The sequence below is a fragment of the Arsenicicoccus cauae genome (genome assembly GCF_043162025.1).
Classification (GTDB): domain Bacteria; phylum Actinomycetota; class Actinomycetes; order Actinomycetales; family Dermatophilaceae; genus Arsenicicoccus; species Arsenicicoccus cauae.
On record NZ_CP171001.1, the window covers coordinates 3,228,049 to 3,253,757 of the forward strand.

19 protein-coding genes and 1 other RNA gene are annotated in these 25,709 nt (G+C 71.9%); 7 read left to right on the plus strand and 13 right to left on the minus strand.

Going from position 1 to position 25,709, the window contains the following annotated elements; translation table 11 throughout:
* Positions 1-21: 21 nt before the first annotated feature.
* On the minus strand, positions 22-906 hold the full coding sequence (locus ACF3NS_RS15030; RefSeq protein ID WP_154592639.1) for an RDD family protein: 885 nt from the start codon (positions 904-906) through the stop codon (positions 22-24).
* A gap of 132 nt (positions 907-1,038) precedes the next feature.
* Here ACF3NS_RS15030 and ACF3NS_RS15035 point away from each other — a divergent pair, with 132 nt between their 5' ends.
* Positions 1,039-2,778: an ABC transporter ATP-binding protein gene (locus ACF3NS_RS15035; RefSeq protein ID WP_392467071.1), complete on the plus strand. Its 1,740-nt coding sequence runs from the start codon at positions 1,039-1,041 to the stop codon at positions 2,776-2,778.
* The gene (locus tag ACF3NS_RS15040) at positions 2,775-4,748 is read left to right on the plus strand and encodes an ABC transporter ATP-binding protein (protein WP_392467073.1); all 1,974 of its coding nucleotides are present in this window, start codon (positions 2,775-2,777) and stop codon (positions 4,746-4,748) included. The genes ACF3NS_RS15035 and ACF3NS_RS15040 overlap by 4 nt, the downstream gene beginning before the upstream one ends.
* Before the next feature lie 159 nt (positions 4,749-4,907).
* On the opposite strand, the gene hppD is transcribed toward ACF3NS_RS15040, so the two are convergent.
* On the minus strand, positions 4,908-6,116 hold the full coding sequence (hppD, locus tag ACF3NS_RS15045; protein ID WP_392467075.1) for a 4-hydroxyphenylpyruvate dioxygenase: 1,209 nt from the start codon (positions 6,114-6,116) through the stop codon (positions 4,908-4,910).
* Between the two features lie 110 nt (positions 6,117-6,226).
* Between hppD and ACF3NS_RS15050 the strand changes: the two genes are divergently transcribed.
* On the plus strand, positions 6,227-6,694 hold the full coding sequence (locus ACF3NS_RS15050; RefSeq protein WP_392467077.1) for an Lrp/AsnC family transcriptional regulator: 468 nt from the start codon (positions 6,227-6,229) through the stop codon (positions 6,692-6,694).
* Position 6,695: 1 nt separating this feature from the next.
* Here the strand turns inward: ACF3NS_RS15050 and ACF3NS_RS15055 are convergent, their stop codons facing one another.
* The 5 genes from ACF3NS_RS15055 to ACF3NS_RS15075 all read right to left on the minus strand — a co-directional run bounded on the left by ACF3NS_RS15055 (position 6,696) and on the right by ACF3NS_RS15075 (position 12,041).
* The gene (locus tag ACF3NS_RS15055; protein WP_154592643.1) at positions 6,696-8,450 is read right to left on the minus strand and encodes a DEAD/DEAH box helicase; all 1,755 of its coding nucleotides are present in this window, start codon (positions 8,448-8,450) and stop codon (positions 6,696-6,698) included.
* Between the two features lie 126 nt (positions 8,451-8,576).
* Positions 8,577-8,765: a hypothetical protein gene (locus ACF3NS_RS15060; protein ID WP_154592644.1), complete on the minus strand. Its 189-nt coding sequence runs from the start codon at positions 8,763-8,765 to the stop codon at positions 8,577-8,579.
* A gap of 112 nt (positions 8,766-8,877) precedes the next feature.
* On the minus strand, positions 8,878-9,183 hold the full coding sequence (locus ACF3NS_RS15065; protein ID WP_154592645.1) for a DUF3039 domain-containing protein: 306 nt from the start codon (positions 9,181-9,183) through the stop codon (positions 8,878-8,880).
* A gap of 22 nt (positions 9,184-9,205) precedes the next feature.
* Positions 9,206-9,766: a YqgE/AlgH family protein gene (locus ACF3NS_RS15070; protein ID WP_392467079.1), complete on the minus strand. Its 561-nt coding sequence runs from the start codon at positions 9,764-9,766 to the stop codon at positions 9,206-9,208.
* A 106-nt stretch (positions 9,767-9,872) separates the two neighbouring features.
* The gene (locus ACF3NS_RS15075) at positions 9,873-12,041 is read right to left on the minus strand and encodes a DEAD/DEAH box helicase (protein WP_392467080.1); all 2,169 of its coding nucleotides are present in this window, start codon (positions 12,039-12,041) and stop codon (positions 9,873-9,875) included.
* Positions 12,042-12,458: 417 nt separating this feature from the next.
* Between ACF3NS_RS15075 and trxA the strand changes: the two genes are divergently transcribed.
* Positions 12,459-12,917 (plus strand): thioredoxin, encoded by a 459-nt coding sequence (gene trxA / locus ACF3NS_RS15080; RefSeq protein ID WP_154592647.1) that lies wholly within the window; start codon positions 12,459-12,461, stop codon positions 12,915-12,917.
* A 102-nt stretch (positions 12,918-13,019) separates the two neighbouring features.
* Here trxA and ssrA read toward each other — a convergent pair.
* Positions 13,020-13,385, minus strand: a transfer-messenger RNA (tmRNA) gene (gene ssrA / locus ACF3NS_RS15085).
* Positions 13,386-13,555: 170 nt separating this feature from the next.
* Here ssrA and ACF3NS_RS15090 point away from each other — a divergent pair.
* Positions 13,556-14,482 carry an isoaspartyl peptidase/L-asparaginase family protein gene (locus ACF3NS_RS15090; RefSeq protein WP_392467082.1) on the plus strand — a complete coding sequence of 309 codons (927 nt, stop codon included), beginning with the start codon at positions 13,556-13,558 and terminating at the stop codon, positions 14,480-14,482.
* Between the two features lie 222 nt (positions 14,483-14,704).
* Here the strand turns inward: ACF3NS_RS15090 and ACF3NS_RS15095 are convergent, their stop codons facing one another.
* The 3 genes from ACF3NS_RS15095 to ACF3NS_RS15105 form a co-directional block, all read right to left on the minus strand.
* Positions 14,705-16,003: an MFS transporter gene (locus ACF3NS_RS15095; RefSeq protein WP_392467084.1), complete on the minus strand. Its 1,299-nt coding sequence runs from the start codon at positions 16,001-16,003 to the stop codon at positions 14,705-14,707.
* A gap of 129 nt (positions 16,004-16,132) precedes the next feature.
* Positions 16,133-17,182 (minus strand): 3-hydroxyisobutyryl-CoA hydrolase, encoded by a 1,050-nt coding sequence (locus tag ACF3NS_RS15100; RefSeq protein ID WP_392467086.1) that lies wholly within the window; start codon positions 17,180-17,182, stop codon positions 16,133-16,135.
* Between the two features lie 50 nt (positions 17,183-17,232).
* Positions 17,233-18,507, minus strand: a complete 1,275-nt coding sequence (locus ACF3NS_RS15105) for an MFS transporter (RefSeq protein WP_392467088.1) — start codon at positions 18,505-18,507, stop codon at positions 17,233-17,235.
* A 283-nt stretch (positions 18,508-18,790) separates the two neighbouring features.
* Between ACF3NS_RS15105 and ACF3NS_RS15110 the strand changes: the two genes are divergently transcribed.
* Together ACF3NS_RS15110 and ACF3NS_RS15115 are read left to right on the plus strand one after the other, a co-directional pair.
* Positions 18,791-19,375, plus strand: coding sequence for a hypothetical protein (locus ACF3NS_RS15110; protein ID WP_392467090.1), 585 nt, complete (start codon positions 18,791-18,793; stop codon positions 19,373-19,375).
* 224 nt (positions 19,376-19,599) lie between these two features.
* Complete coding sequence (locus tag ACF3NS_RS15115; protein ID WP_154592651.1) at positions 19,600-22,986, plus strand: pyruvate carboxylase; 3,387 nt, start codon at positions 19,600-19,602, stop codon at positions 22,984-22,986.
* Between the two features lie 115 nt (positions 22,987-23,101).
* Here the strand turns inward: ACF3NS_RS15115 and ACF3NS_RS15120 are convergent, their stop codons facing one another.
* Both ACF3NS_RS15120 and smpB read right to left on the minus strand, forming a co-directional pair.
* Entirely contained in the window at positions 23,102-25,102 is a 2,001-nt protein-coding gene (locus tag ACF3NS_RS15120; protein ID WP_392467092.1) for a DUF2207 domain-containing protein, read from the minus strand.
* Between the two features lie 84 nt (positions 25,103-25,186).
* Positions 25,187-25,666 (minus strand): SsrA-binding protein SmpB, encoded by a 480-nt coding sequence (gene smpB, locus ACF3NS_RS15125; RefSeq protein WP_154592653.1) that lies wholly within the window; start codon positions 25,664-25,666, stop codon positions 25,187-25,189.
* Between the last annotated feature and the right edge of the window lie 43 nt (positions 25,667-25,709).

The following is a 25,709-nucleotide window of genomic DNA, read 5'->3' on the forward strand; positions in this document are numbered from 1 at the left end:
ATCGGCCGGGCGAGGTGCGGCTCATCCCCGCCGCCGCGGCAACGCGCCGCGCACGACGCACGTCCGGCCGACCTTGTCGTGGATGGCCTGGTGCAACGGTCGGTCGGCGAGCGGCCACAGCCCGTCCACCAGCATCCACACCGTGCCGATCGCGCCCGGCAGGATGTCGCCGAGCCGCTTGACGATGGTGCGCAGGGCGATCTGACCCGCAGGCGCGGGCGCCGCCTGGTCGATGCTGCGCACGCTGATCCCGGTGGCCAGCCGGCCCAGGGTGCGACCCCACCGGCTCAGGCAGACGACCTCGTAGAGCACGGCGGCGACGAACATGGCCCCCGCGACCTGCAGCTGCAGGGCCGCGCTGGGCATCGGGGTCGGCGGCAGGGTGGCGCTCCCGGCCGCCGCCGCGGCCATCGCCTCGTCCCACCAGGACTGCACCTGCGGGATCCAGTCGCGCATCAGGTATGTCGTGAGCGGCAGCATCACGAGCAGGACGAGGAGCCCGTCGAGGATCCAGGCGAGGAACCGCCGCCACCATCCGCTGAGGGGCTGCCCGTCCGGGGTGGTGTCCTGCGCCGGCTGGGCGTACGCGCCGGGGTAGGGGGCCTGTTGGTGCTGGCGCGGTCCCCGCGCGGTGCCGCTGCCCCCGATACCGCCGGGCGGGGCGACATACGGGCTCCTCCCCTGGCCACCATCCCTGGCCTGACCAGACCGACCCTCGCGGGCCTGCTGGTCCCGCTGCTGGTCCCGCGGGTGGAAGTCCTCCACCTGCGCCCCCTCGCCGATCTGCGACCGCGCCACCTGGGGGGCCACCTTGGGCGCCCGGTGGTCGCTCCACGACACTCCGTCGAAGTAGCGGAGGTAGGCGGGGTCCTGCGGGTCGTCGTACCACCCTGATGGCTGGGTCATGCCTCTAGCCTGCCACGGCGACCTGGGACCGGCGGCCGACGGGGCGGACGGGGGCAGACGGCGGTCGGAGGTGCGGGGACGGGCCGGCGATAATGCATGGGGTCTGTCGGTGCCGAGGACTACCGTGTCACCGTGCTGTCAGCCATCCTGCGCCGTCACCTCGGGCGCCACCGTGGGCCCCTGGTCCTGGTCCTGATCTTCCAGACCGTGCAGGTGCTGGCCAACCTCTACCTCCCCACCCTCAACGCCGACGTCATCGACCGCGGCATCGCCCAGGGCGACACCGGCTACGTCCTGCGCACGGGCGGCTGGATGCTGGCGATCACGGTCGTGCAGATCCTCGCCAACCTCGTCGCCATCTACTACGGCGCGCGCACCGCCATGCGCTTCGGTCGCGACCTGCGCGCCGAGGTCTTCAGCGCCGTCGAGGAGTTCGCGGCGGAGGAGCTCGGCAGGTTCGGCGCGCCGTCGCTGATCACCCGCACCACCAACGACGTCCAGCAGGTGCAGATGCTGGTGTTCATGACGCTCGTGATGATGGTGTCCGCGCCCATCACCGCCGTCGGCGGGGTCGTCATGGCGCTGCGCCACGACGTCGCCCTCTCGGGACTGCTGCTCGTCGTCGTGCCGATCCTGGTCGTGTGCCTCGGCCTGATCATCGTGCGGCTGCACCCGCTGTTCCGCCGGATGCAGGTGCAGGTGGACGGCGTCAACCAGATCCTGCGCGAGCAGATCACCGGCGTGCGGGTCATCCGGGCCTTCGTCAAGGACCGGGCCGAGCAGCAGAGGTTCGCGGTCGCCAACGACGAGCTGCGGGACATCGCGGTGACGGCGGGACGGCTGATGACCTCGATGTTCCCGCTGATCATGCTCATCATGAATGTCTCGACCGTCGCGGTGATCTGGTTCGGCGGGCTGCGGGTCGACAGCGGCGACATGCAGGTCGGTGACCTGGTCGCGATGATGACCTATCTCATGCAGATCCTCATGTCGGTGCTGATGGCCTCGATGATGTTCATGGTCCTGCCCCGGGCCCAGGTGTCCGCCGAGCGCATCGGCGAGGTGCTGGCCACGGAGCCCACGGTGCGGCCACCTGCTGCGCCGACACCGGCGCCGTCCGTCGAGCCTCGCGGGGTCGTGGAGCTGCGCGCGGTCAGCTTCACCTTTCCCGGAGCCGACGACCCCGTCCTGCGCGACGTCGACCTGGTTGCCAGCCCGGGCCGGACGACGGCCATCATCGGGTCGACGGGATCCGGCAAGACCACGCTCGTCAACCTGATCCCCCGGCTCATGGACGCCACGGCCGGCCAGGTGCTGCTCGACGGCGTCGACGTGCGCGAGCTCGACCTGCACGACCTGTGGGCCCGCTTCGGTCTCGTGCCGCAGCGCCCGTACCTGTTCACGGGGACCGTCGCGAGCAACCTGCGTCTCGGCCGCGAGGACGCGACCGACGACGAGCTGTGGGCCGCCCTGGAGATCGCGCAGGCCCGCGACTTCGTCGAGGCGATGGAGGGCGGCCTCGAGGCCCCCATCAGCCAGGGCGGCACCACCGTCTCGGGCGGTCAGCGGCAGCGTCTCGCGATCGCGCGGGCGGTGGTGCGCCGACCGTCGGTCTACCTGTTCGACGACTCCTTCTCAGCGCTCGACTACGCCACGGACGCCGCCCTGCGCGCCGCGCTCAGGCCCATCACCAGGGAGTCGACCGTCGTCGTGGTCGCCCAGCGGGTGAGCACGATCCGCGACGCCGACGAGATCGTCGTCCTCGACGAGGGAGCGGTCGTCGGTCGAGGTCGGCACGGTGAGCTGATGGGGACCTGCGAGACCTATCGCGAGATCGTGCTGTCCCAGCTGAGCGAGGAGGAGGCCGCATGACCGCGTCCACCGAGCAGCGCCGCACCTCGCCGGCGCGCGGCCCGATGGCGATGGGCGCCCCGGCGGCCAAGGCGGACGACTTCCGCGCCTCGGCTCGCCGTCTGCTCGGCGACCTGACCGCGCACCGGGGCCACGTCCTGGTCATCACGGTGCTCGGCGTCATCGGCGTGGCGTTCTCCGTGGTCGGGCCCAAGGTCCTCGGACGAGCCACCGACCTCGTGTTCGCCGGCGCGATCGGGCGGCACCTGCCGGCCGGCGCGACCCGCGAGCAGCTCGTCGAGGGGCTACGGGCGCGCGGTGACGCTCGCTTGGCCGACCTGCTCTCCGGCATGCCGGACCTCGTCCCGGGTGTCGGCGTCGACACGGGCGCCGTGGCGCAGGTGCTGGCGTGGGCCCTCGGCCTCTACCTCCTGTCGTCCCTGTTCACCTGGGTGCAGGTGTGGCTGACCACGACCGTGGTGCAGGCGACCGTCCACCGGATGCGCCACGACGTGGAGCACAAGCTCGAGCGGCTGCCGGTGCGCTACTTCGACACCGAGTCCCGTGGCGACATCCTGTCCCGGGCCACCAACGACGTCGACAACGTCGCCCAGTCGCTGCAGCAGACCATGACCCAGATGCTCAACAGCGCCCTGACCGTCCTCGGCGTGATCGTGATGATGCTCACCATCTCTCCCCTGCTGACGATCGTCGCGGTCGTGAGCATCCCCGTGATGGCGATGATCACCATGGCCATCGCCAAGCGCTCCCAGCCGCAGTTCCGCGAGCAGTGGGCCGCCACCGGTCGGCTCAACGGGCACGTGGAGGAGATGTACTCCGGCCAGCTGCTCATCAAGGTCTACGGCCAGCAGGACGGGGCCCGTCGCACCTTCGCCGAGCACAACGACGCCCTCTACGAGTCCGCCTTCAAGGCGCAGTTCGTGTCCGGGATGATCCAGCCCGCCATGTGGTTCGTCTCCAACCTCAACTTCGTCCTGGTCGCCGTGATCGGCGGCGTGCGCGTGGCCTCGGGCGCCTTGTCCATCGGCGGCGTGCAGGCGTTCATCCAGTACTCCCGGCAGTTCAGCCAGCCCCTCGGCCAGCTCGCCGCCATGGTCAACCTGCTGCAGTCCGGCGTCGCGTCGGCCGAGCGGGTGTATGCGCTGCTCGACGCCGAGGAGGAGTCCGCGGACGTGCCCTCCCGGCCCGAGGTGGCGGCCGCAGGCCCGCGCCCCGTCGCCGGTCGGGTGGCCTTCGAGGACGTCTCGTTCTCCTACTCCCCCGACACCCCGCTGATCGAGCACCTCGACCTGGTCGCCGAGCCCGGACAGACCATCGCCATCGTCGGCCCCACAGGCGCCGGCAAGACCACCCTGGCCAACCTCCTGCTGCGCTACTACGACGTCGACGGCGGCCGGATCACACTGGACCGCACCGACATCCGTGACCTGCCGCGCAGCGAGCTGCGCTCGGCGTTCGGCGTGGTCCTGCAGGACACCTGGCTGTTCACCGGCACCATCCGGGACAACATCGCGTATGGCGCCACGCGCCCCACCGAGGACGCTGTGGTCGCGGCAGCGACCGCCGCCCATGCCGACCACTTCATCCGGACGCTGCCGGACGGCTACGACACCGTGCTGGACGACGACGGGTCCTCCCTGTCCGCCGGCCAGCGACAGCTGCTGACCATCGCCCGCGCATTCCTCGCCGACCCGTCCATCCTCGTGCTCGACGAGGCGACGAGCTCGGTCGACACCCGCACCGAGGCGCTCGTCCAGGAGGCCATGGATCGGCTGCGGCGCGACCGCACGAGCTTCGTCATCGCCCACCGCCTGTCGACGATCCGTCATGCCGACCGCATCGTCGTCATGGAGCACGGCGCCATCGTCGAGCAGGGTTCGCACGACCGGCTCCTCGCCGCCGGAGGGGCCTACGCCCGGCTCTACCAGGCCCAGTTCGCCCAGGCCGTCGCCGAGGATCCGTCGGCCTGACCCGCCGCCGACCTCGTCAGCCGCAGCGACCCCCGCACCCCGCACCCTGCGCCCCCGCACCCCCGCACCCGCCGTTGAGAGGCGACAGATGGGGGCCATGCCGCCCGGATGACCCCGATTTGTCGCCTCCCGACGGCGGGCGGACGGCATTCGGGATGGTCAGAGGTTGCCGCGGAGGTCCTGCTCGCGCTCCAGCGCCACGAAAAGCGCCTTGAAGTTGCCCTTGCCGAAGCCCAGGGAGCCGTGGCGCTCGATCATCTCGAAGAAGACGGTCGGGCGATCACCCAGCGGCTTGGTGAAGATCTGCAGCAGGTAGCCGTCCTCGTCACGGTCGACCAGGATGCCGCGGCTCTGCAGCTCCTCGATCGGGACGCGCACCTCACCGATGCGGCGACGCAGCTCCTCGTCCTCGTAGTAGGAGTCCGGGGTGTCGAGGAACTCCACGCCGTTGGCGCGCAGCTCGTCGACGGTGCGGATGATGTCGTTGGTGGCGAGGGCCAGGTGCTGGGCGCCGGGGCCGCGGTAGAAGTCGAGGTACTTGTCGATCTGCGAACGCTTCTTGGCGATCGCCGGCTCGTTGAGGGGGAACTTCACGCGGTGGTTGCCGTTGGCGACGACCTTGGACATCAGGGCGGAGTAGTCGGTGGCGATGTCGTCGCCGATGAACTCGGCCATGTTCACGAAGCCCATGACCTTGTTGTAGAAGGCGACCCACTCGTCCATCTTGCCGAGCTCGACGTTGCCGACGATGTGGTCCAGCGCCTGGAAGAGGCGCTTGGGAGAGCCCTCGCGCTTCTGGTAGGTCGAGGTGCGCTCGACGTAGCCGGGCCAGTAGGGGCCGAAGTACCGGGAGCGGTCCACGAGGGTGTGCCGCGTCTCGCCGTAGGTCGCGATCGAGGCGAACCGCAGCGTGCCGTGCTCGTCGGCGACGTCCTGCGGCTCGTCGAGGACGGTGGCGCCCATCCGGCGGGCCTGGGCGACGCAGCGGTCCACGTCCGGCACCTCGAGGGCGATGTCGACGACGCCGTCGCCGTGCGCGGCGTGGTGGGCGATCAGGGGGCTGTCGGGGCTGACGGCACCCTTGATCACGAAGCGGATGGAGCCGGACCGCAGGACGAAGGCCTTGTGGTCGCGGTTGCCGTTCTCGGGCCCGGAGTAGGCCTCCAGGGTCATGCCCCAGGCGGACTGGTAGTAGTGCGCGGTCTGGGTGGCGTTGCCGACCACGAAGACGATGGCGTCCCAGCCGGTGACGGGGAAGGGGTCACGGGCCTCGTCGTACTCCACGAGGCCGACCAGCTGCTTGAGCTGGTCGAGGTCCAGGTCGGCGTCACGCTCTTGCGGCGTGAGGTCCACGGTGGTGTCGGTCATGAGGCCCAACTGTGGGGGCGACGACCCACCCGGGCAAGCATGCCCTCACCGCCTGGGCAAACTGGTCAAGATTGGTGGCGCAGGCCGCCCGAGGGTGGACAATGTGTCTCATGGGGATCGACGATCTGGACCGCAGGCTCATCAGCGCCTTCACGCAGGACCCGCACATCGGGGTGCTCGGCGCCTCACGAGTCCTGGGCGTGGCGCGCGGCAACGTCCAGGCGCGCCTGGATCGCCTGCAGGGTCGGGGGGTCATCTCGTCCTTCGCCCCGCACGTCGACCCCGCGGCGCTGGGCTACCCGGTGATGGCCTTCGCCACGCTGGAGATCCGTCAGGACCACGGCCACGAGCGGGTGGTGCGTCACCTGGAGCAGATCCCCGAGGTGCTGGAGGCCCACACAATCACCGGGTCGGGTGACATCTGGATCCGCCTGGTCGGCCGCGACAACGCAGACCTGCAGCGGGTGATCGACGACGTCGTGGCGGGCGGTTCCGTCATACGCACCTCGACGGTGATCTCCCTGGCCACCCGGCTGGCGCACCGCACCGCTCCGCTGGTCGACGCCGCCGTCCCGTGACCTAGCGGCGACCGACGAACCAGTTGCGGATCCTGTCGATGCGCTCGGTCACCTGCTCCCCGGACGCCTGGTCCAGGGCCGGTCCCCCGCACACCTGCCGGAGCTCGGAGTGCACGATCGCGTGCTTCGTGCCGGTCTTGCGGGCATAGGCGGAGACCAGCTTGTTGAGCTCCTTGCGCTGGGCCTGCAGCGCGCGGTGTGCCGAGACCTCCTCGTGCCGCTCCTGGGCGCGCGCGTTGGGCTTCTGGCCGCGCTGCCGCTCGCGGAGCAGGTGCGCCATCTGGTCGGGCTCCAGCAGGCCGGGCAGTCCGAGGTAGCCCTCCTCCTCCTCGGAGCCCACGTCCGCCACGAGACCGAACTGCTGGGCGTCGAACAGGACGTGGTCGAACTCCGCGTCCGACTCCAGCGCCTCGAACTTCAGGTCGAGCTCGTCACTGGCCTGCTCGGACCGGTTGGCCTCCTCGAGGAGCCCGTCCTCCTCGGACCAGAGCGGCTCCTCCTCACCGGGTTTCTTGGGCCGGTCGAGCGCGTGGTCCCGCTCGTCCTCCAGGCGGGCGGCGTGCTCGAGCAGCACCGGCACGGACGGGAGGAACACCGAGGCCACCTCTCCGCGCTTACGGGCGCGCACGAACCGCCCCACCGCCTGCGCGAAGAACAGGGGCGTCGACGTCGAGGTCGCGTAGACCCCGACCGCCAGGCGGGGCACGTCCACCCCCTCGGAGACCATCCGGACCGCGACCAGCCAACGATCGGTGGACTGGGAGTAGGTCTCGATGCGCTGGGAGGCCCCGGCGTCGTCGGACAGGACGACCGTGGGCTTCTCCCCCGTGATCTCGTGCAGGATCCTGGCGTAGGCGCGGGCATTGGTCTGGTTGGTCGCGATCACCAGGCCGCCGGCGTCCGGCACGTGCCGGCGCACCTCGGTGAGGCGCTTGTCGGCGGCGCGCAGCACGGACGGGATCCACTCCCCCGTGGGAGACAGCGCGGTCCGCCACGCGTGCGCCGTGAGGTCCTTGGTGAGCGGCTCGCCCAGCCGGGCGGCGAGCTCGTCGCCGGCGCGGGTCCGCCAACGCATCGCGCCCCCGTAGGCCATGAACAGCACCGGCCGCACCACGCCGTCGCGCAGCGCCTCGGCGTAGCCGTAGGAGTAGTCCGAGGCCGACCGACGGATGCCGTCCGGACCCTCCTCGTAACGCACGAACGGGATGGGGCTCGTGTCGGAGCGGAAGGGCGTGCCGGTGAGCGCCAGCCGCCGCGCCGCGGGCTCGAAGGCCTCGCGGATCGCGTCCCCCCAGGACTTGGTGTCGCCGCCGTGGTGGATCTCGTCGAGGATCACGAGGGTCGGGGCGGCCTCCGTGCGGGCCCGGTGCAGCAGCGGCTTGGATGCCACCTGCGCGTAGGTCAGCGCCACGCCGTCGAAGGCCTTGTTGTGCGTCCCCGCGGCGTTGGTGAAGGTCGGGTCGAGCTGGATACCGACGCGTGCGGCGGCGTCCGCCCACTGCACCTTGAGGTGCTCGGTCGGGGCGACGACGGTGACGCGGCGCACCACCCCGCGCCGCAGCAGCTCGGTCGCGACCCGGAGCGCGTATGTCGTCTTGCCGGCGCCAGGCGTGGCCACCGCCAGGAAGTCCTGGGGACGCTCGGCGAGGTAGGCCTCGAGGGCCTCCGCCTGCCAGGCACGCAGCTTGCCCGCCGTTCCCCACGCTGCGCGCTCGGGAAAGGCGGGGGACAGGTGTTCGGCAGCAGAGGTACTCATCGCGTCCTGCAGGGTAGACGTTTTCGCCGGGCAACATGCCGGGCGGCGGGTCCTTGACAGCCTCGAGCGGCACGCCATCGGCCCGCCACCCCGGGTCGGGACGGCGGGCCGAGGAGGTCCTGGTGGTCAGCCCAGCTTGAGGGTGACGCGGTCGACGGAGCCGACGGTGCTCGCGTCAGAGGGCGCCGAGCCGATCTTGATGGTGTCGGCCGGCTGCGAGCCGAGCTTGAGGGTGACGGCGTTGGCGGAGCCTCCGGCCAGGGTGGCGACGGCGGCGACGGTGATGACGGCAGCGGTGCGGGCGAGGTTACGCATGGTGGTTTCCCTTCGATGACGGCAGGGCGCCCCGTGACACCCTGCAACCAGAATAGCGCCTAGGGCGGCAAAATGTCACTAGCAGTGACCTAGACCTGTCAAAAGGGTGAAATTACTTCCCGCCGTCCTGGGGCTTGCGCAGGCCCTCGTAGATCTCCTGGCAGATCGGGCACACCGGGAACTTCTTGGGGTCGCGCCCCGGGACCCAGATCTTGCCGCACAGCGCCACGACCGGCTCCCCCGTCATGGCGCTCTCGAGGATCTTTTCCTTGCGCACGTAGTGGGCGAAGCGTTCCCGGTCGCCCGGCTCCTGCAGCTGCTCGTCGACCTGCTCGCGCTCCAGCACCGCGGTCTGCGTCGAGGGCCCGCCCGGCTCCGCGAACGGGTCCGGCGGCATCTCGGGGTATCCCTGGCTCATGCGGGACATCCTAGGCCGCGGCTCAGTTGTAGTCCTCGTCGTCGGGGTAGAGGCCGACGAAGGCCAGCCGCCCCGGCTGGCGACGCAGCACCCGTCGCCACAGCGTGCTCGGCTCGTCGCTGAACACGTCATCGGGGAGACGATCCACGACATACCACGACCCGTTGCGGATCTCACCCTCGAGCTGACCGGGGACCCACCCGGCATACCCGGCGAAGATGCGAACCCCGGTCAGGTGCGGCATCACCTGCTCGGCAGGCGTGTCGAGATCCACGACCCCCACCCCCGGAAAGAGCTGCTGCACCCCGTCGACCTCGCGACCGGGGTCGATGACCCCGACGACGCCGAGGGCCGAGTCCAGCTGCACCGGGCCGCCCTGAAAGAGGACCTGCGGCTCGCGGACGTGCTCCTGCCAGCCGTCCAGCACCGTGTCGATGGTGGCGTCGACGGGCTTGTTGAGGACGACCGCCTGGGCGCCGTCGTCGCCGTGGTGCAGCACGAGCATCACGCACCGCTCGAACACCCCCTCGTTGAGCCCGGGGGTGGCGATGAGCAGTTGTCCGGTCAGGTCCTCGGTGCGCACCGTCCCATTGTGCCCACCTCGACGGGCCGTATGCCGAAGCGGGCGCCACCCCTTATGGAGGTGACGCCCGCTGACGGGGTCCAGCCGTGGTGGTGCAGGGGCAGGATCAGCCGTCGTAGCGGCGGGCCGAACGGTCCCGGCCACCGCGGTCCTGGCGGCCGTCCCGGTCGTCGCGACCGCCACGGTCCTCCCGACCGCGGAACGAGCGCTCGTTGCGGCGCCCGTGCGGCTGGTAGCGCGCTCCGCCGCGACGGTGGCCACGCTGCGGGCGCGGCTCGCCCTCGACGAGGCGGCGGTAGCGCCCCTCCTCGATGGCCTCGCCGGACGGGGTGCGGGCCCCCACGCCGTCGTAGAGCAGCGGGTCGCCGGGGGCCGTGCGGACGGGCTTGACGTCCACCCCGGCCTGCTCGACGAGGCGCTCCATCTGGCGGCGCTGGTGCGGGAGCGCCAGCGTCACGACCGTGCCCCGCTCGCCGGCGCGCGCCGTGCGGCCGGAGCGGTGCAGGTAGTCCTTGTGGTCGGCCGGCGGGTCGACCTGCAGCACCACGGAGACGTCGTCGACGTGGATGCCGCGGGCGGCCACGTCGGTGGCGACGAGGACGGGCAGCGTGCCCTCCTTGAAGCCGGTGAGCACCCGGTTGCGCTGCACCTGGGACAGGCCGCCGTGCAGGGCCGCCGCGAAGACGCCCTGCTCGCGCAGCTGGAGCGCGACGCGGTCGGCGCCGAGCTTGGTGCGCACGAAGACCACCGTGCGGCCGGTGCGGTTGGCGACCTCGGCCGTGATGACCTTCTTGTGCATCGGGTCGATGAGCAGGACGTGGTGGTCCATGGTCTCGACCGACGCCGTCTCCGGGTCGGTCTCGTGGGTCACCGGGTCGGACAGGTAGCGCTCGACCACCGTGTCGATCCCGCGGTCCAGCGTCGCGGAGAACAGCAGTCGCTGCCCGCCACCGGGCACGAGGTCCAGGATCTCGCTGATGGCCTCGAGGAAGCCCATCTCGGCCATGTGGTCGGCCTCGTCGAGCACGGCCACCTCGACCTGGGACAGGTCGGCTGCTCCGCGGTCGATGAGGTCCTTGAGGCGGCCGGGCGTGGCGACGAGGACGTCCAGGCCCTTCTCCAGCGCCATGATCTGCGGCGGGTAGGGCATGCCGCCCGCCACGAGCTTGTGGCGCAGACCCATCACGTGCACGAGCGGCTGCAGCGCGTCGCTCACCTGCTGGGCCAGCTCACGCGTGGGGACGAGGATGATCGAGCGGACGACGCCCGGGGCGGCCTTGCCGCCCGCTGCGAGGGTCGCGATGAGCGGCAGGCCGAAGCTCAGGGTCTTGCCCGAACCCGTCTGGCCGCGGCCGAGGACGTCCCGGCCCGCGAGCGCGTCCGGGATGGTCGCCTGCTGGATCGGGAAGGGGGTGGTGATGCCGTCCCGAGCCAGGCGCTCGACGAGCGGCGTCGGGAGACCGAGGGCGGCGAAGCCGTTGTCGGCCCCGACCTCGACGGGCGCGGCCTCGGCCGGCACGTCGACGGACAGGCCCATCGCCTCGCGCTCCTCGCGGTCGGTCCAGGTGCGGCTGCGGTCCGCACGCTGGTAGCCCCGGTCGCCGCGGTCGTAGCTGCGGGGGCCCCGCTCGTCGCGGTCGAAGCGCCGCTGGGGGCGGTCACCGCGGTCGTAGCTGCGCGGCCCGCGGTCGTCCCGCTCGAAGCGCCGCTGGGGTCGGTCACCGCGCTCGTAGCTGCGCGGCCCGCGGTCGTCCCGCTCGAAGCGACGCTGGGGTCGGTCACCGCGGTCGTAGCTGCGGGGGCCCCGCTCGTCGCGGTCGAAGCGACGCTGGGGTCGGTCACCGCGGTCGTAGCTGCGCTGCCCGCGGTCGTCCCGCTCGAAGCGACGCTGGGGTCGGTCACCGCGGTCGTAGCTGCGCTGCCCGCGGTCGTCCCGGTCGACACCCCTGTCGTGGGGACGGTCGCCCCGGTTGAACGGACGCCGCTCGTCGCGGTCGAAGGAGCGCTGCGGACGGTCGTCGCGGTTGAAGGGGCGGCGCTCCGGGCGCTCGTCACGGTTGAACTCGCGACGGGGGCCGCGCTCGTCGCGGGACTCGCTGCGGGGCCCGCGGTCGGCATACGACCGCTCGTCGCGGGTGTAGGGGCGACGCTCGTCGCGACCGGCCGTGGGGCCCTGCCCGCGGTGGGGCTTGCTCGGGCCACGACGGGCCTCGACCTTCTTGGAGGTGCTCCAGCGCGCCTTCTTGGGCGCGCCGGACGAGGACTGAGCAGACATGGGGATTCCTTGCTGGGTGGTCGATAGGCACGCTTCGAGCCACCTGGCGAGGGCAACGATGAAGGCGAGCCTCAGGCTCCACGTGCGGGAGCCCGGTCGGGCCGGTCGACGAGCTGCCGCCGGCTGCGTCTCGCTTCTCGTGGGCCGCCCTGATGAGCGGCCAAGAAAGTTCTCGGGGTCGTGCGCCCCTGTGGCTTACCCAGACCTAGCTGGGGCCCTGTCCGTCGCGGACGTTGCGCCGTGGTGCTGGCGACCGAGGGACCGGAGGACCCGGACGTCGATCGCGAACACCGCACAAGCGAGACTGCTGACCCCAGTCTATCAGGCGCCCGACCGTGCCCGTTCCTGTCTGCTCAGGGCGCTGATCTCGACACCGGTCCGGGGAATCCTCGCCGGGTGGTCGTCGTTGGACCTCCCATGAGCACCCGTCAGATCACGGAAGCGACCTTCGAGTCGACCATCCAGGACAACGACATCGTCCTCTACGACTTCTGGGCCGACTGGTGCGGCCCCTGCAAGCAGTTCGCGCCGGTCTTCGAGGCCTCCTCCGACAAGCACGACGACATCGTCTTCGGCAAGATCGACACCGAGGCCGAGCAGGGCCTCGCCGCGATGCTCCAGATCACGTCGATCCCGACGATCATGGCCTTCCGCGAGGGCGTGCCGCTGCTCATGCAGCCCGGCGCCCTGCCCGCCAACGCCCTCGAGGACCTGATCACGCAGATCAAGTCGCTGGACATGGAGACCGTCAAGCGGGAGTACGCCCAGCAGGTGGCAGCCGCCGAGGCCCAGCTCGCGCAGCAGCAGGGTCAGCCCGGCGCCGCCGGCCAGGGCCAGACCCCGGGGACCAGCCCCGCGGACATCCCCTCCGTCTGAGCCGTCCGGCAAACGAGCCCGTATGCCGACAAGGCCCCCTCGATCTCCTGGTGGAGGCGAGGGGGCCTTGCGCTGCAGGTCCACGGCGTGACGTGCCCGATCTGGTGGAGGTGGCGGGAATCGAACCCGCGTCCGCTGACGACGCACCAGGGCTTCTCCGGGCGCAGTGCGCTAAGGACTTTCTCGGCCCCAGGGCTCGCGCGCACACGTCCCCTGACAGGCCCAGTCGAGAAGGAGTCCCGCACGCCGTCCCGACACCGGCGTGCAGCAAGATCTCTAGCTGATGCCAGACCCTAGGCCGAGATCACACCTAGGCTGACAGACTTCGGGCTCGCTCAGGCGGCGAGGGCGAAGTCGGTGCGCTTGGAATTGGCACCTATTGGTTTGCTGAGGGCGTTAACGAGACAACTCAGCATCCTCGGCCCGCTTCCCCTGCTAGATCGACCAACGTCGAAACCGATCACCCCCAAGGGGGTCCCGGTGAAGGGGCGGGCACGTCACGCTGTGGACTTGTCAAACGACGACCTGTGCGCGAGGCCCAGGTCAGACCCGTGAGTCTACCCTTCCCAACGCGCGCGCCTCCACCAGGATTCCCCGGTCGTCCTGCGCGGGTGCGGCGCCATACGACAATGGACCGTATGACGCCGCTGCCGCCTGTCCAGCTCACCCACCTGCCGGCCGGCGACGGCCCGGCCATCGCGATCCACGGGGGCGCGGGCGTCGACCCGGCGTCCCTGCCCTCCGTGCAGTCGGCGGCCGCCACCGCTGCGCTCGAGGCGGCGGTGCGTGCCGGGCGGGCGATCCTCGACGATGGCGGCGCGGCCCTGGACGCGGTGTGCGCGAGCGTGCGGGTGCTGGAGGACAGCGAGTGCTTCAACGCGGGGCGGGGCGCCGCGCTGACGATCGAGGGGACCGCCGAGCTGGACGCCTGCGTGATGGCCGGCGACTCGAGGTCAGGGGCCGTGACCTGCGCGAGCGGGCCACGCAACCCCGTCATGGCCGCGCGCGCCGTCATGGAGCGGAGCGACCACGTGCTGATGGCGATGCCGTCGCTTGCGCTGCTGGAGCAGTGGGGGCTTGAGCTGGTGACCCCCGACTACTACGTCACCGAGGCGCGGCGACGGATGCTCGAGCAGACGTCCTCCTTCCTGGAGTACCGCCACGGGACGGTGGGGGCGGTCGCCCGCGACGCCTCGGGCTTGGTTGCGGCGGCCACCTCGACCGGTGGCATCACCGCGCAGCTGCCGGGCCGGGTCGGCGACACGCCCCTGGTGGGCTGCGGGACCTGGGCCGACGACGCGACCGTGGCGGTGTCGTGCACGGGCCAGGGTGAGCTCTTTGTGCGGGGGGCGGTGGCGCACGAGATCCACGCGCGGCTCCGGTGGGGTGGGCAAGGTCTGGCGACGGCGGTGCGCGAGACGATCGACGAGCTCGTGGGGGCGCGTGGCGCCGACGGCGGGCTCGTCGCGGTGACGCCGGCGGGCGAGGTGGTGCTGGCGTTCAACTCCCCCGGCATGTACCGCGGCTACGACGTCGGCGCCGGCGCGGTGGCCGCCATCGCCTGACCCCGGCGCCCTCGCCGGGCTGCCGACGTGACCAAGGCGCGGGAGACCGCACTTTCGTCACACCCACGGCCCCGCAGCGCGACCGAAGCGCGGGGAGACCGCAGTTTTGTCACGCCCACGGCCCCGCAGCGTGGCCAAGGCGCAGGCAGACAGCAGATTCCGCACGCTCCCCGCCCCGCACCGTGGCACAGGTGCGGACAGACAGCACTCTTGTCGCGTGGGCTAGCTGCGGGAGGCGGTCGCGGCCAGGCTGCCGGCCGCTGCGGCAGCCACCAGGGCCACGACTCCGGCCACGGCCAGTGGCGCACCCGCGCCCCAGGCCCCGACCACCACGCCGGCCAGGGCGGTGCCGCCGGACGAGCCGAGGTTGGTGATGGTGCTCACCCACGTACTCGCCTCGGTGCGCAGGTGGGGCGGCGTCTCGACATCGGCCGCCACGAAGGCCACGGTGTAGCTCGGCGACATCGCCAGGCCCGCCCCGACGAGGACGACGCCAAGCAACCACCACGACGTCATCGCCGACGCCACGCACAGCGAGATCCCCAGCAGGGCAAGGGTTCCCGCGAGCTGCGCCGGCCAGGCACGCCGGTGCCGTCGGGCGCCCCACGCGAGGCCGCCGATCACGGAGGCGGCGGCCACGGCTGCCTCGACGTAGCCCGCCCAGCCCGGGTGCCCGGCGGCGTCGGCGCGGGCGGCGACCCCGGTGTACATCAACGCGCTCGCGCAACCGAAGCCCGCCATGAGGGCGAGCAGCCGCCACATCCCGGCGAGTCCGAGGGGTGAACCCCGCCGTCCTGGCGCCGCGGCGCCTCCAGACGCCGGTGCGTCGCTGGGTCGGGGTGCGTCGCTGGGTGCGGGCGAATCACCTGGCCCGGCGAGGACTTTCGGATCGTCCAGATCCGCCGCGGCCGCGGTGACGGTCGCGGCCGGGGAGATCATGAGGCCGGCCGCCCCGACCGCGACCAGCCCGGCGACGAGCACGAGCCGGTGCCAGGCCGGGCCCCGAGCCAGGAGAGCGGCGGCGACGATCGGGCCGACGAGGTAGAGGGTCTCCTCGCAGACGGCGTCGAGGGAGTAGGCCGTGACCCGCCGCGGCCCCTCGGGGACGAAGCTGCGCCACTGCGCGCGCATCGAGGGTCCGAGGGCCGGCGCCGTGAGGCCGAGCAGGACCGAGCCCGCCACCCACGCTCCCGGTGGGGCACCCGCAGAGCCGCGGGCGACGAGCGCGGCCGCGACGAGGACGAGAACGAATCCCGCTGCGACGCAGGAGAGCACGACACGCTGGCCGTGCCGGTCGGCGAGGCGGGCCTGCACCGGCATGACGAGGGTCGTCGAGCCGAAGACCGCCATCGCGGTGGCCGCCGCGGCGAAGCTGCCGGTGGTCTGGCGGACGGTGAAGAGGAAGCTGAGCGGGAGCACGGCATACCCTAGCCGCCCGACCAGGGCCAGCGCGAAGGTGCGCGCGACGACCGGGTCGGCGAGGAGGGTGCGGTAGCTCCCGGCACGCGTGGTGCCGGACATGGGGTGACTCCGGGTGGACGTGGCCGCGGCGCGGCCGGTGGCTGAGGGCACGACGAGCCGCCCACCGACGCAGGGTGGGTGGCGCTGGTGCCTCTACGCCGTCCGGATCACGTGGTCACCCTAGCCGGTTCAGCAGACGAACATGCCCTGCACGACGTCGTGCGGCACGTCCTCGACACGGTCCCAGAGCCACTGCGGCGGCTCGCCCGCGCCCTTGTCGACGAGGACCACCCGCACGCCTTCGGGCATGTCGGACCGCTCCCAGAAGTGCCGCCCGAGGACCCGGTCCTGCTGCAGCACCTCATTGATGCTGCGCATGCGGGCGGCGCGGCGCACGGCCTCGAGCGAGACCGCCACGGACAGTGGGGACTTCGTGCGTATGACGGCGGCACACCCTCTCGCCTCCTCGCTGCCATGCGCCTCGAGCCGCCGCAGGATCACCGCTGGGTCGTCGCCGGTGAAGCACTCGTCGATCCAGCCGCGTTGCGCGACAAGGGGGCTCGTCGGGTCGGTGTCACCGACGGAGGGGTCGAGCCGCTCCCCCGCCGCGAGCCGGTCGACCAGAGGGGGGATCTCGTCGGAGGAGATCAGCGCGTCCGCGAATCCCGTTGCCACGGCGTCCGCCCCGGTGATGGACGCGCCGGTCATGGCGAGGTAGGGACCGAGCTGGCCCGGTGCCTTGGCCAGCCACCAGCAGCCCGCGACGTCGGGGAAGAAGCCGATCGCGGTCTCGGGCATGGCCAGCCGCGTGCGCTCGGTGGCGAGGCGCAGCGAGCCGTGCGCCGACACCCCAACTCCCCCGCCCATGACGATCCCGTCCATGAACGCGATGTAGGGCTTGGGGTAGGCGGCGATCGCGGCGTTGACCTGGTACTCGTGGTCCCAGAAGACGATGGCGTCGTCGCGTCCGGCGAGCGTCGCCTCCCGCGCGGCCCGCATGTCGCCGCCGGCGCAGAGCCCCTTGGGGCCGACACCCTCGATGCTGACGCTGACGACCTCGTCGTCCGCCGACCAGTCCCGCAGCTGCTCGAGCATCGAGTCGACCATCGGCGTGGTGAGCGAGTTGATGGCCCTGGGTCGGTTGAGGAGGATCCGGCCGAGGGCCCCGCGCCGCTCGTAGAGGACCTCGTCGGTGTGCCCCGGGCGGGGGCTGGCGGTGGTGGGGGCGTCTTCCGGCATACGAACCCTCCTGCTGATCGACGGTGGTCGGCGACGGCTCCGCCACGAACCTATCGCGCGGCGCCACGCACGAGGAGGCCGCACCCGCACACGACCGCAGCGGCGGGCAGGCAGGACAGCGCGAGCGCGGGATAGCCCAGCCAGCCCACGATGACCCCGGCGAGGGCGCCGCCCACCGCGGCGGTCAGGCCCATGACCAGGTCGGCGAGCCCCTGGACCGGGGCGCGGGCGCCCACCGGGGTGGCACCGACGAGCGACGACGACGCCCCGATCAGCGCGAACGACCAGCCGAGCCCCAGCCCGAACAACGCGGCCGAGAGCAGCCAGGACGCGCCCTCCTGGGTCGTGGCCGCCGCGACGATCGACCCTCCCTCGACCACCGCGCCGAGCAGGACGACCCGCCAGCCGCCCCACCGGTCGACGAGACGCCCGACGAGCGGGGAGAAGGCGTACATGCCGAGGATGTGCCCGCTGAGGGTCAGCCCGATCAGGCGGATGCTCGCGTCGCCGTGCCGCATGTGGATGGGCGTCATGATCATCACCGACACCATGACGGTGTGGGCCAGCGCGATCGCCACGACGCAGGCGGCGACGGTGGGGCGGGTCCGCAGCACGTGCCAGGCGCTGACGTCGTCGTCACGGGTGGATCCGGCCGGGTCGCTCCGCCGCTGCTGCGCGGCGACGGCGCGCGCGACGAGCAATGGGTCGGGGCGCAGCAGCAGCCCGACGAGCGCGATGGTGACACCGAGCGCCAGCGCCGTGACGAGGAAGGCTCCGGTGAGGGCGGGCAGGCCGAGGCTCGTCGCCAGCGTCCCGCCCACGTCGGCGAGGTTGGGGCCGGTCACCGCACCGATCGTCGTGGCCCACACCACCGTCGACAGGTCCCGACCGCGATGCTGGTCGCTGGCCAGGTCCGTTGCCGCGAAACGTGACTGGGAGTTGGCGGCGCTGGCCGCGCCGAACAGCACCGCCGCCGCCAGCAGCAGCGGGAAGCTGCGGACCACACCGGCCAGCACGCACAGCAGGGCACCGGTGGCGCCCACGAGATAGCCGATCGACAGCCCGACCCGACGGCCGCGCCGGGTCATCACGCGGGACAGCACGTATGCCGCCACCGCGGTCCCCGCCACCTGCGCGGTCTGGCTGAGGCCGGCGAGCTCCTCGCGACCGGAGACGTCGGCGGCCAGCAGCGAGGCGACCGTGATCCCGGTCGTGACGCCGACCCCGCCGACAGCGTTGGTGACGGCCAGCGTCCGCACGGTGCGTCGCTGCAGCTCGACCCGGTCCGGGCTCCCGCCGAGGTAGCGGTCGGCGTCGATCGTCACCCCCCGAACCTACCGGCTGCAGGCCTTCCCCTGAGACGCCCTGGGACCTATCCTGGAGTAGACCCGTCGCCACGCGACGGGTGCCTGCAACCCACCGGCCGCCTCGGCGGCCGAGACCGACGCCTCGTCTCCCCCGGCCACACCGGCTTCCCTGCCCTGGCGCCACCCGAGGCCCGGCAGCACGCCCCGGCCTCCTCGCCGTCGGTCGGCGCAACGTCCCGGCCGGCGCCGCCCGTGCCCGCGACCTCGCGGCGGGCGACCTGCATCCATGGGGGACGTAGACATGAGAACCACCCATCACCTGACGTCGGGTGCGGCAGCCGCGGCTGCCGTCCTGACGGCGGCCACCAGCCTGGCCGTCCTCCCCACCGGTCCCGCGACCGCGGCACCCACCACCCGCTCGGCCTGCGCCACGAAGTGGGGGTCGCTGGACGAGGCCTCCACCAGCACCGCCGACGTCCGCGTCCTCGGCGCCCGGGCCGGCCGGCACGCCTGCTTCGACCGCCTGGTCGTCGACCTCGGACCGGCCTCGACCCGCACCGTCGGCTACCACGTCGGCTACCGGTCCCGGTTCACGGACATCGCCAAGGGCGACACGATCCCGCTGCGGGGGGCAGCGGACCTCGTCGTCACGGTGCAGGCGCCCGCCTACACCCCCGAGGGGCGCCCGACCTATCGGCCGGCCAACCGCCTCGAGGCCGTCCGCGTCTCCGGCTTCAGCACCTTCCGCCAGATCGCCTTCGGCGGATCCTTCGAGGGGCAGACCACCTTCGGCGTGGGGACCCGGGCGCGGCTGCCCATGCGGGCGTTCGTCGTCAAGGACGCGACCAGGCAACACCTGGTGGTGGACGTCGCCCACACCTGGTAGGCGGGTGCGTCACGGAGTGGCATCGCCCGCGCGTCGGGCGATGCCCCTCCTTTCCCCGGCCATCGCGCCTCGCCCGTCGCCCGTCGCCGCAGCGCACGACGGGCGATCGCTCCCGTCATACGGACTGACCAGGACAGGCCGACCCCCGCTCTCTAGGCTGGCCTCAGAGTCGGCCGGCCCGCCCGGCCGGCTGCCTGTCCAGCCACTCCCCGAGGGAGCACCCCATGTTCCGCAAGGTCCTCGTCGCCAACCGTGGTGAGATCGCCGTCCGGGCGTTCCGCGCCGCCACCGAGCTCGGCATCACCACCGTCGCCGTGTTCCCCTACGAGGACCGCAAGGCGGAGTACCGCCTCAAGGCCGACGAGTCCTACCAGATCGGCGAGGAGGGCCACCCGGTGCGGGCCTACCTCGACGTGGAGGGCATAATCACGGCCGCCAAGGAGGCGGAGGCCGACGCGATCTACCCGGGCTACGGCTTCCTGTCGGAGAACCCCGACCTCGCCCAGCGCTGCCAGGAGGAGGGCATCACCTTCGTCGGCCCGGCGCACACGGTGCTCGAGCTCACGGGCAACAAGGCGCGGGCCATCAAGGCGGCGGCGGAGGCCGGGCTGCCGATCCTGCACGACAGCGAGCCGAGCAACGACGTCGCCACCCTCGTGGCGGCCTCGGAGGAGATCGGGTTCCCGCTCTTCGTCAAGGCCGTCAGCGGAGGCGGCGGACGCGGCATGCGCAAGGTGGAGTCGGCCGACCGGCTCGAGGCCGCGATCCTCGAGGCGCAGCGCGAGGCCGCCAGCGCGTTCGGCGACGACCGGATGTACCTCGAGGAGGCCGTCCTCTCCCCGCGCCACATCGAGGTGCAGATCCTCGCCGACGCGACCGGCGACACCATCCACCTGTTCGAGCGAGACTGCTCGGTGCAGCGCCGCCACCAGAAGGTGGTCGAGGTCGCCCCCGCCCCGGGCCTCGACCCCGAGCTGCGCGACCGGATCTGCGCGGACGCCGTCCGGTTCGCCCGCCAGATCGGTTACGTCAACGCCGGTACGGTGGAGTTCCTGCTCGGGCCGGACGGCCGCTACGTCTTCATCGAGATGAACCCCCGCATCCAGGTCGAGCACACGGTCACCGAGGAGGTCACCGACGTCGACCTCGTCTCCAGCCAGCTGCGGATCGCGGCCGGCGAGACGTTGGCCGAACTGGGTCTGTCCCAGGACTCGATCCGGCTGCGCGGGGCGGCGCTGCAGTGCCGCATCACCACCGAGGACCCCGCCAACGGCTTCCGGCCCGACACCGGGCGGATCATGGTCTACCGCTCTCCCGGCGGCGCCGGGGTGCGCCTCGACGGCGGCACGGTCTTCGACGGCGCCGAGGTGGGTGCTCACTTCGACTCGATGCTGGTCAAGCTCACCTGTCGGGGGCGGGACTTCGCCACGGCGGTGCAGCGCGCCCAGCGGGCCCTGCAGGAGTTCCGGATCCGCGGGATCTCCACCAACATCACCTTCCTCGAGTCCCTCATCAGCGACCCCGACTTCATCGCGGGGCGCATCACGACGAGCTTCATCGAGGAGCGGCCCTCGCTGTTCGACAACCGCATGCCCGCCGACCGCGGCACCAAGCTGCTGACCTACCTTGCGGGGATCACCGTCAACCAGCCGCACGGTCCGCAGCGCACCGAGCGCTCGGCCCGCGAGAAGCTCCCGCGGCTGCCCGAGGACGTATGGCGGGCCGCCCCGCCCGCCGGGTCCCGGCAGCGCCTCCTGGAGCTCGGCCCCGAGGGCTGGGCCCGGGCGCTGCGCGAGCGCACCTCCGTGGCCGTCACCGACACGACCTTCCGCGACGCGCACCAGTCGCTGCTCGCGACCCGCGTCCGGACCCGGGACATGCTGCACGTGGCGCCCTACGTCGCTCGCATGCTGCCGCAGCTGCTCTCGGTGGAGGCCTGGGGCGGCGCGACCTACGACGTGGCGCTGCGGTTCCTGCACGAGGACCCGTGGGAGCGGCTCGCCCAGCTCCACGAGGCGATGCCCAACCTGCCGATCCAGATGCTGCTGCGTGGCCGCAACACGGTGGGCTACACGCCCTACCCGCTGTCGGTGACCAACGCCTTCGTCGCCGAGGCGGCTCGCACCGGGGTCGACGTGTTCCGCATCTTCGACGCGCTCAACAACGTCGACCAGATGCGCCCCGCGATCGAGGCGGTCCGCGAGACCGACCACGCCGTCGCCGAGGCCGCGCTCTGCTACACCGGCAACATGCTCTCGCCCGGCGAGCAGCTCTACACCCTCGACTACTACCTGCGCCTCGCCGAGCAGCTCGTCGAGGCCGGAGCGCACGTCCTCGCGATCAAGGACATGGCCGGGCTGCTGCGGGCACCCGCGGCGGCCCGGCTCGTGCGGGCGCTGCGGGAGCGCTTCGACCTGCCCGTGCACCTGCACACCCATGACACCGCGGGCGGCCAGCTCGCCACGCTCCTCGCCGCGATCGACGCCGGGGTCGACGCAGTGGACGTGGCGGCGGCCTCGATGGCCGGCACCACCTCCCAGGTGTCCATGTCCGCGCTGGTCGCGGCCACCGACGGGACCGACCGGGCGACCGGGCTCGACCTGGACGCCGTCATGGACCTCGAGCCCTACTGGGAGGCCATCCGGCGGCTCTACGGGCCGTTCGAGTCCGGGCTCGCCGGCCCCACCGGCCGCGTCTACACCCACGAGATCCCCGGCGGGCAGCTGTCCAACCTCCGTCAGCAGGCCATCGCGCTCGGGCTGGGCGACCGGTTCGAGGCGATCGAGGACATGTATGCCGCCGCCAACGACATCCTCGGCAACATCGTCAAGGTCACCCCGTCGTCCAAGGTGGTCGGCGACCTCGCCCTGGCGCTCGTGGGTGCTGGCGCGGACCCGGCGGCGTTCGAGGCGGATCCGCAGCGCTTCGACATACCCGACTCGGTCATCGGCTTCCTCAACGGCGACCTGGGGACGCCCCCCGGTGGCTGGCCCGAGCCCTTCCGCACCAAGGCCCTGGAGGGTCGGCGGACCAAGCCGGTCGAGACCGAGCTGTCCGCCGAGGACGAGCAGGCCCTGGCCGACGAGCCGCGTATGACGCTGAACCGCCTGCTCTTCCCCGGCCCTACCAAGGAGTTCGTGGCGGCACGCGAGGCGTTCAGCGACCTGTCGGTGCTCAACACGCGCGACTTCCTGCACGGCCTCGCGGTCGGCGAGGAGCACGAGGTGCAGATGGAGCGTGGCAAGACCTTGCTCCTCGGCCTCACGGCGATCGGCGACGCAGACGCCCGCGGCATGCGCAATGTCATGGTCACGATCAACGGCCAGATGCGCACGATCGAGGTGCGCGACGAGTCCGTCAAGTCCAACGTCGCCGCCGCCGAGCGTGCCGACACCACCAAGCCGGGCCACGTGCCGGCGCCGTTCGCGGGTGTCGTGACGCTGGCGGTGGCCGAGGGCGACGAGGTCGCGGCGGGCGCGCAGGTCGCGACGATCGAGGCCATGAAGATGGAGGCCGCCATCACCACGCCGGTCGCCGGGCGCGTGAGCCGCCTCGCGATCGGGGCGGCGCAGGCCGTCGAGGGCGGAGACCTCATCGTCGTCGTCGAGTGACCTGCCGGGGGCGGGATCATCGACCTGGCGAACGAAGCCCGGTCGATGCCCCTACCGGGGGCGGGATCATCGACCTGGCGAACGAAGCCCGGTCTATGCCCCTACCGGGGGTAGGTCACCAGGAGCCGCCGCCGCCGTCGCCGACCCCGCCGCCGGAGAAGCCGCCGCCCCCGTCGAAGCCGCCACCGCCGAAACCGCTGCCGCCCGACGAGCCCGGCGTCGAGGTGAAGGTCCCGGCCGCGGACGACGAGAACGAGTCGACCGCGTGCCCGAAGTCGCCGAAACCACCGAAGCCGCCGCCGTACCAGACGTAGAAGGTCGGGACGCCCACGTCGTAGCCGTCCGCCCGCGCCATCTCAGCGACCCGCGCGAAGATCTGCGCCCACCGGTCGGCCACGCCGAAGACCACGGCGTAGGGCAGGTAGCGGCTGAAGATGTCCAGCGCCTCGTCGTACTTGATCTGCTCCGCCTCGGCGGTCAGGAGGTACTCGCGGAAGCCCTTGGCCTGCTCGAGCACGGCGGACCCGTCGGCGGTGCGGGCGGGGAGCCTCTTGACCAGCCACCGCATGATGAAGGGCACCGAGAACAGCCCGGCCGCGGCCACCATGACCGACGGCACCGGCAGGTCGAAGCCCGCGATGCTGTCGCTCGTCAGCGCCCCCGCGAAGGAACCGGCGCCGAAGAACATCCACCCGAAGACCACCGCGAAGGGCAACCAGGTGAGGCAGCCGAAGCCCTGGCGCACCCGCTCCGGCGACTGCCGGAACCAGCCGCGCTGCACGGTCTCGGAGTACATCTCCTGCTTGGCGATGGCCAGCGTGCCCGAGAAGTGGTTCTTGAGCTCGGACATCATCACGGGCGTGCCGTGCGCGAAGATCCCGTCGAGGATGGTCCGCTCGTACTTCAGCAGACCGCGGTCCCCCGGCTTGGGGGTGCCGAGGTACTCGAGCCGCCAGTCCGAGGTCTGGAACCTCCCGCCGTCCTGCGTCTGCTCGATCCGCAGGTAGCCCCGCACCGCGAGGTCGATCACGGTCGCCGACACGTCGATGGTGTCGGCGTGCTCGTCGTAGATCGTGCCGATGAGCCCGGGCGTCGCGTTGTCCGGCGGGTTGAACCGGACGGCCGTCACGGGTGCCTTGCCACCGCGGGTCGTCGGCACCTGCTGCCCCGGAGCCGGGAGCGTGTCGGGAGCCAGGCCGACATACCGCTCGTCCCGTCCGCGCCGCCAGACCAGGGCGCCCATCCCGGCCAGGGCCAGCAGCGGTGCGCCCACGCCGACCCCCAGCTGGCTGAGCGTGCGCACGCGGGCCGCCTCCGGCGAGATGTAGGGCCCCCCGGAGTCCGCGGACCCAGCCTCGCGGACGTCCTTGCTGACGTCGGTGAACGCGGTGCGCGGCAGCAGCGCCACGATGCTCATGTTCTGCATGACCTCGAGGTTCTGCGCGCTGAACCTCGCCGGGTTGCCGGGCGTCGACTGGCAGGGCGTGTCGCTCTTGAAGGTGCCGTAGTAGCAGGCCGTCTTGCTGACGGCACTGGACCCGGGACCTCGGACGGTCACGTCGACCCGGTCGAAGGGCACCCGCCAGGAGTTGCCGAGGACGTTGTAGTAGAGCTCGACGCCGTTCGGCTGCTCGTTGACGACGTGCGCGAGGTGGTACTTGAGGACATAGCGCTCGTCGCCGGAGACGGTGCGGTTGGGCGAGCCGACGCGGATGACGGTCGCGTCGCCCTGGTCACGGACGCTCAGCTGGGCCGGGGCGCCGCTCGGGCTGCTGGCCGAGATGTCGCTGATCTCGTAGTGCCGCTCCTGGGAGGTGGAGCCACCGGACCCCTCCGAGCCCGCGGCGGTGTCCTCGTCCGGGGCGTAGCCCTGCGCCGTCGCGATGGTCCGCTCGATGCCGTGCCGCCCGCTGGTGTTGAACTGGTAGTCGTAGGTCTCCGTCACCGAGATCCCGCCCTGCGCGTCGACGACGTAGTCGACGACCAGCCGCGTGACGCGGTCGCTGCCCGCGGCGGCCCCCGCGGGCGTCAGCCCGAGCAGCATCAGCCACAGCGTGACGGCCAGGACGGCCAGCGCTCGTGCGGTCCGGCTGTGCGGACGTGGATCGGTGGTCACGGGCTACCCCCTGGTCGTCGGTGCGCCTCTTCGACGGCGAATCTATCCGAACCGCTCCCCCGACCGAGGAGGGATCACCGTCCGTCAGGCGCGGCCTCGCTTGAACGCGTTGGACATCGCCCGCTCCGCCTCACGGTTGTCCTGACGCTCGCGCAGCGTCTGACGCTTGTCGTAGAGCTTCTTGCCCTTGGCGAGGGCGATCTCGACCTTGGCCCGGCCGTCCTTGAAGTACAGCTCGAGCGGCACGATCGTGTGCCCACTCTCCTGGGACGAGGCAAAGATCGTGCGGAGCTCGTCGCGGTGCAGGAGCAGCTTGCGGCGGCGGCGGGCGGCATGGTTGGTCCAGGTGCCCTGGGAGTACTCGGGGATGTGGACGCCCTCGAGGTAGAGCTCGCCGTTGTACTCCTGCGCGAAGCCGTCGACCAGGCTGGCGCGTCCCTGCCGCAGCGACTTGACCTCGGTCCCGGACAGCACGATGCCCGCCTCCCACGTCCGCTCGATGTGGTAGTCGTGGCGCGCCTTCTTGTTGCGCGCGATCACCTTGGTGCCCTGCTCCTTGGCCATGGTGTCCGAGTCTACCTGCCGGCCACCTGGTCCTCCGGTGTCC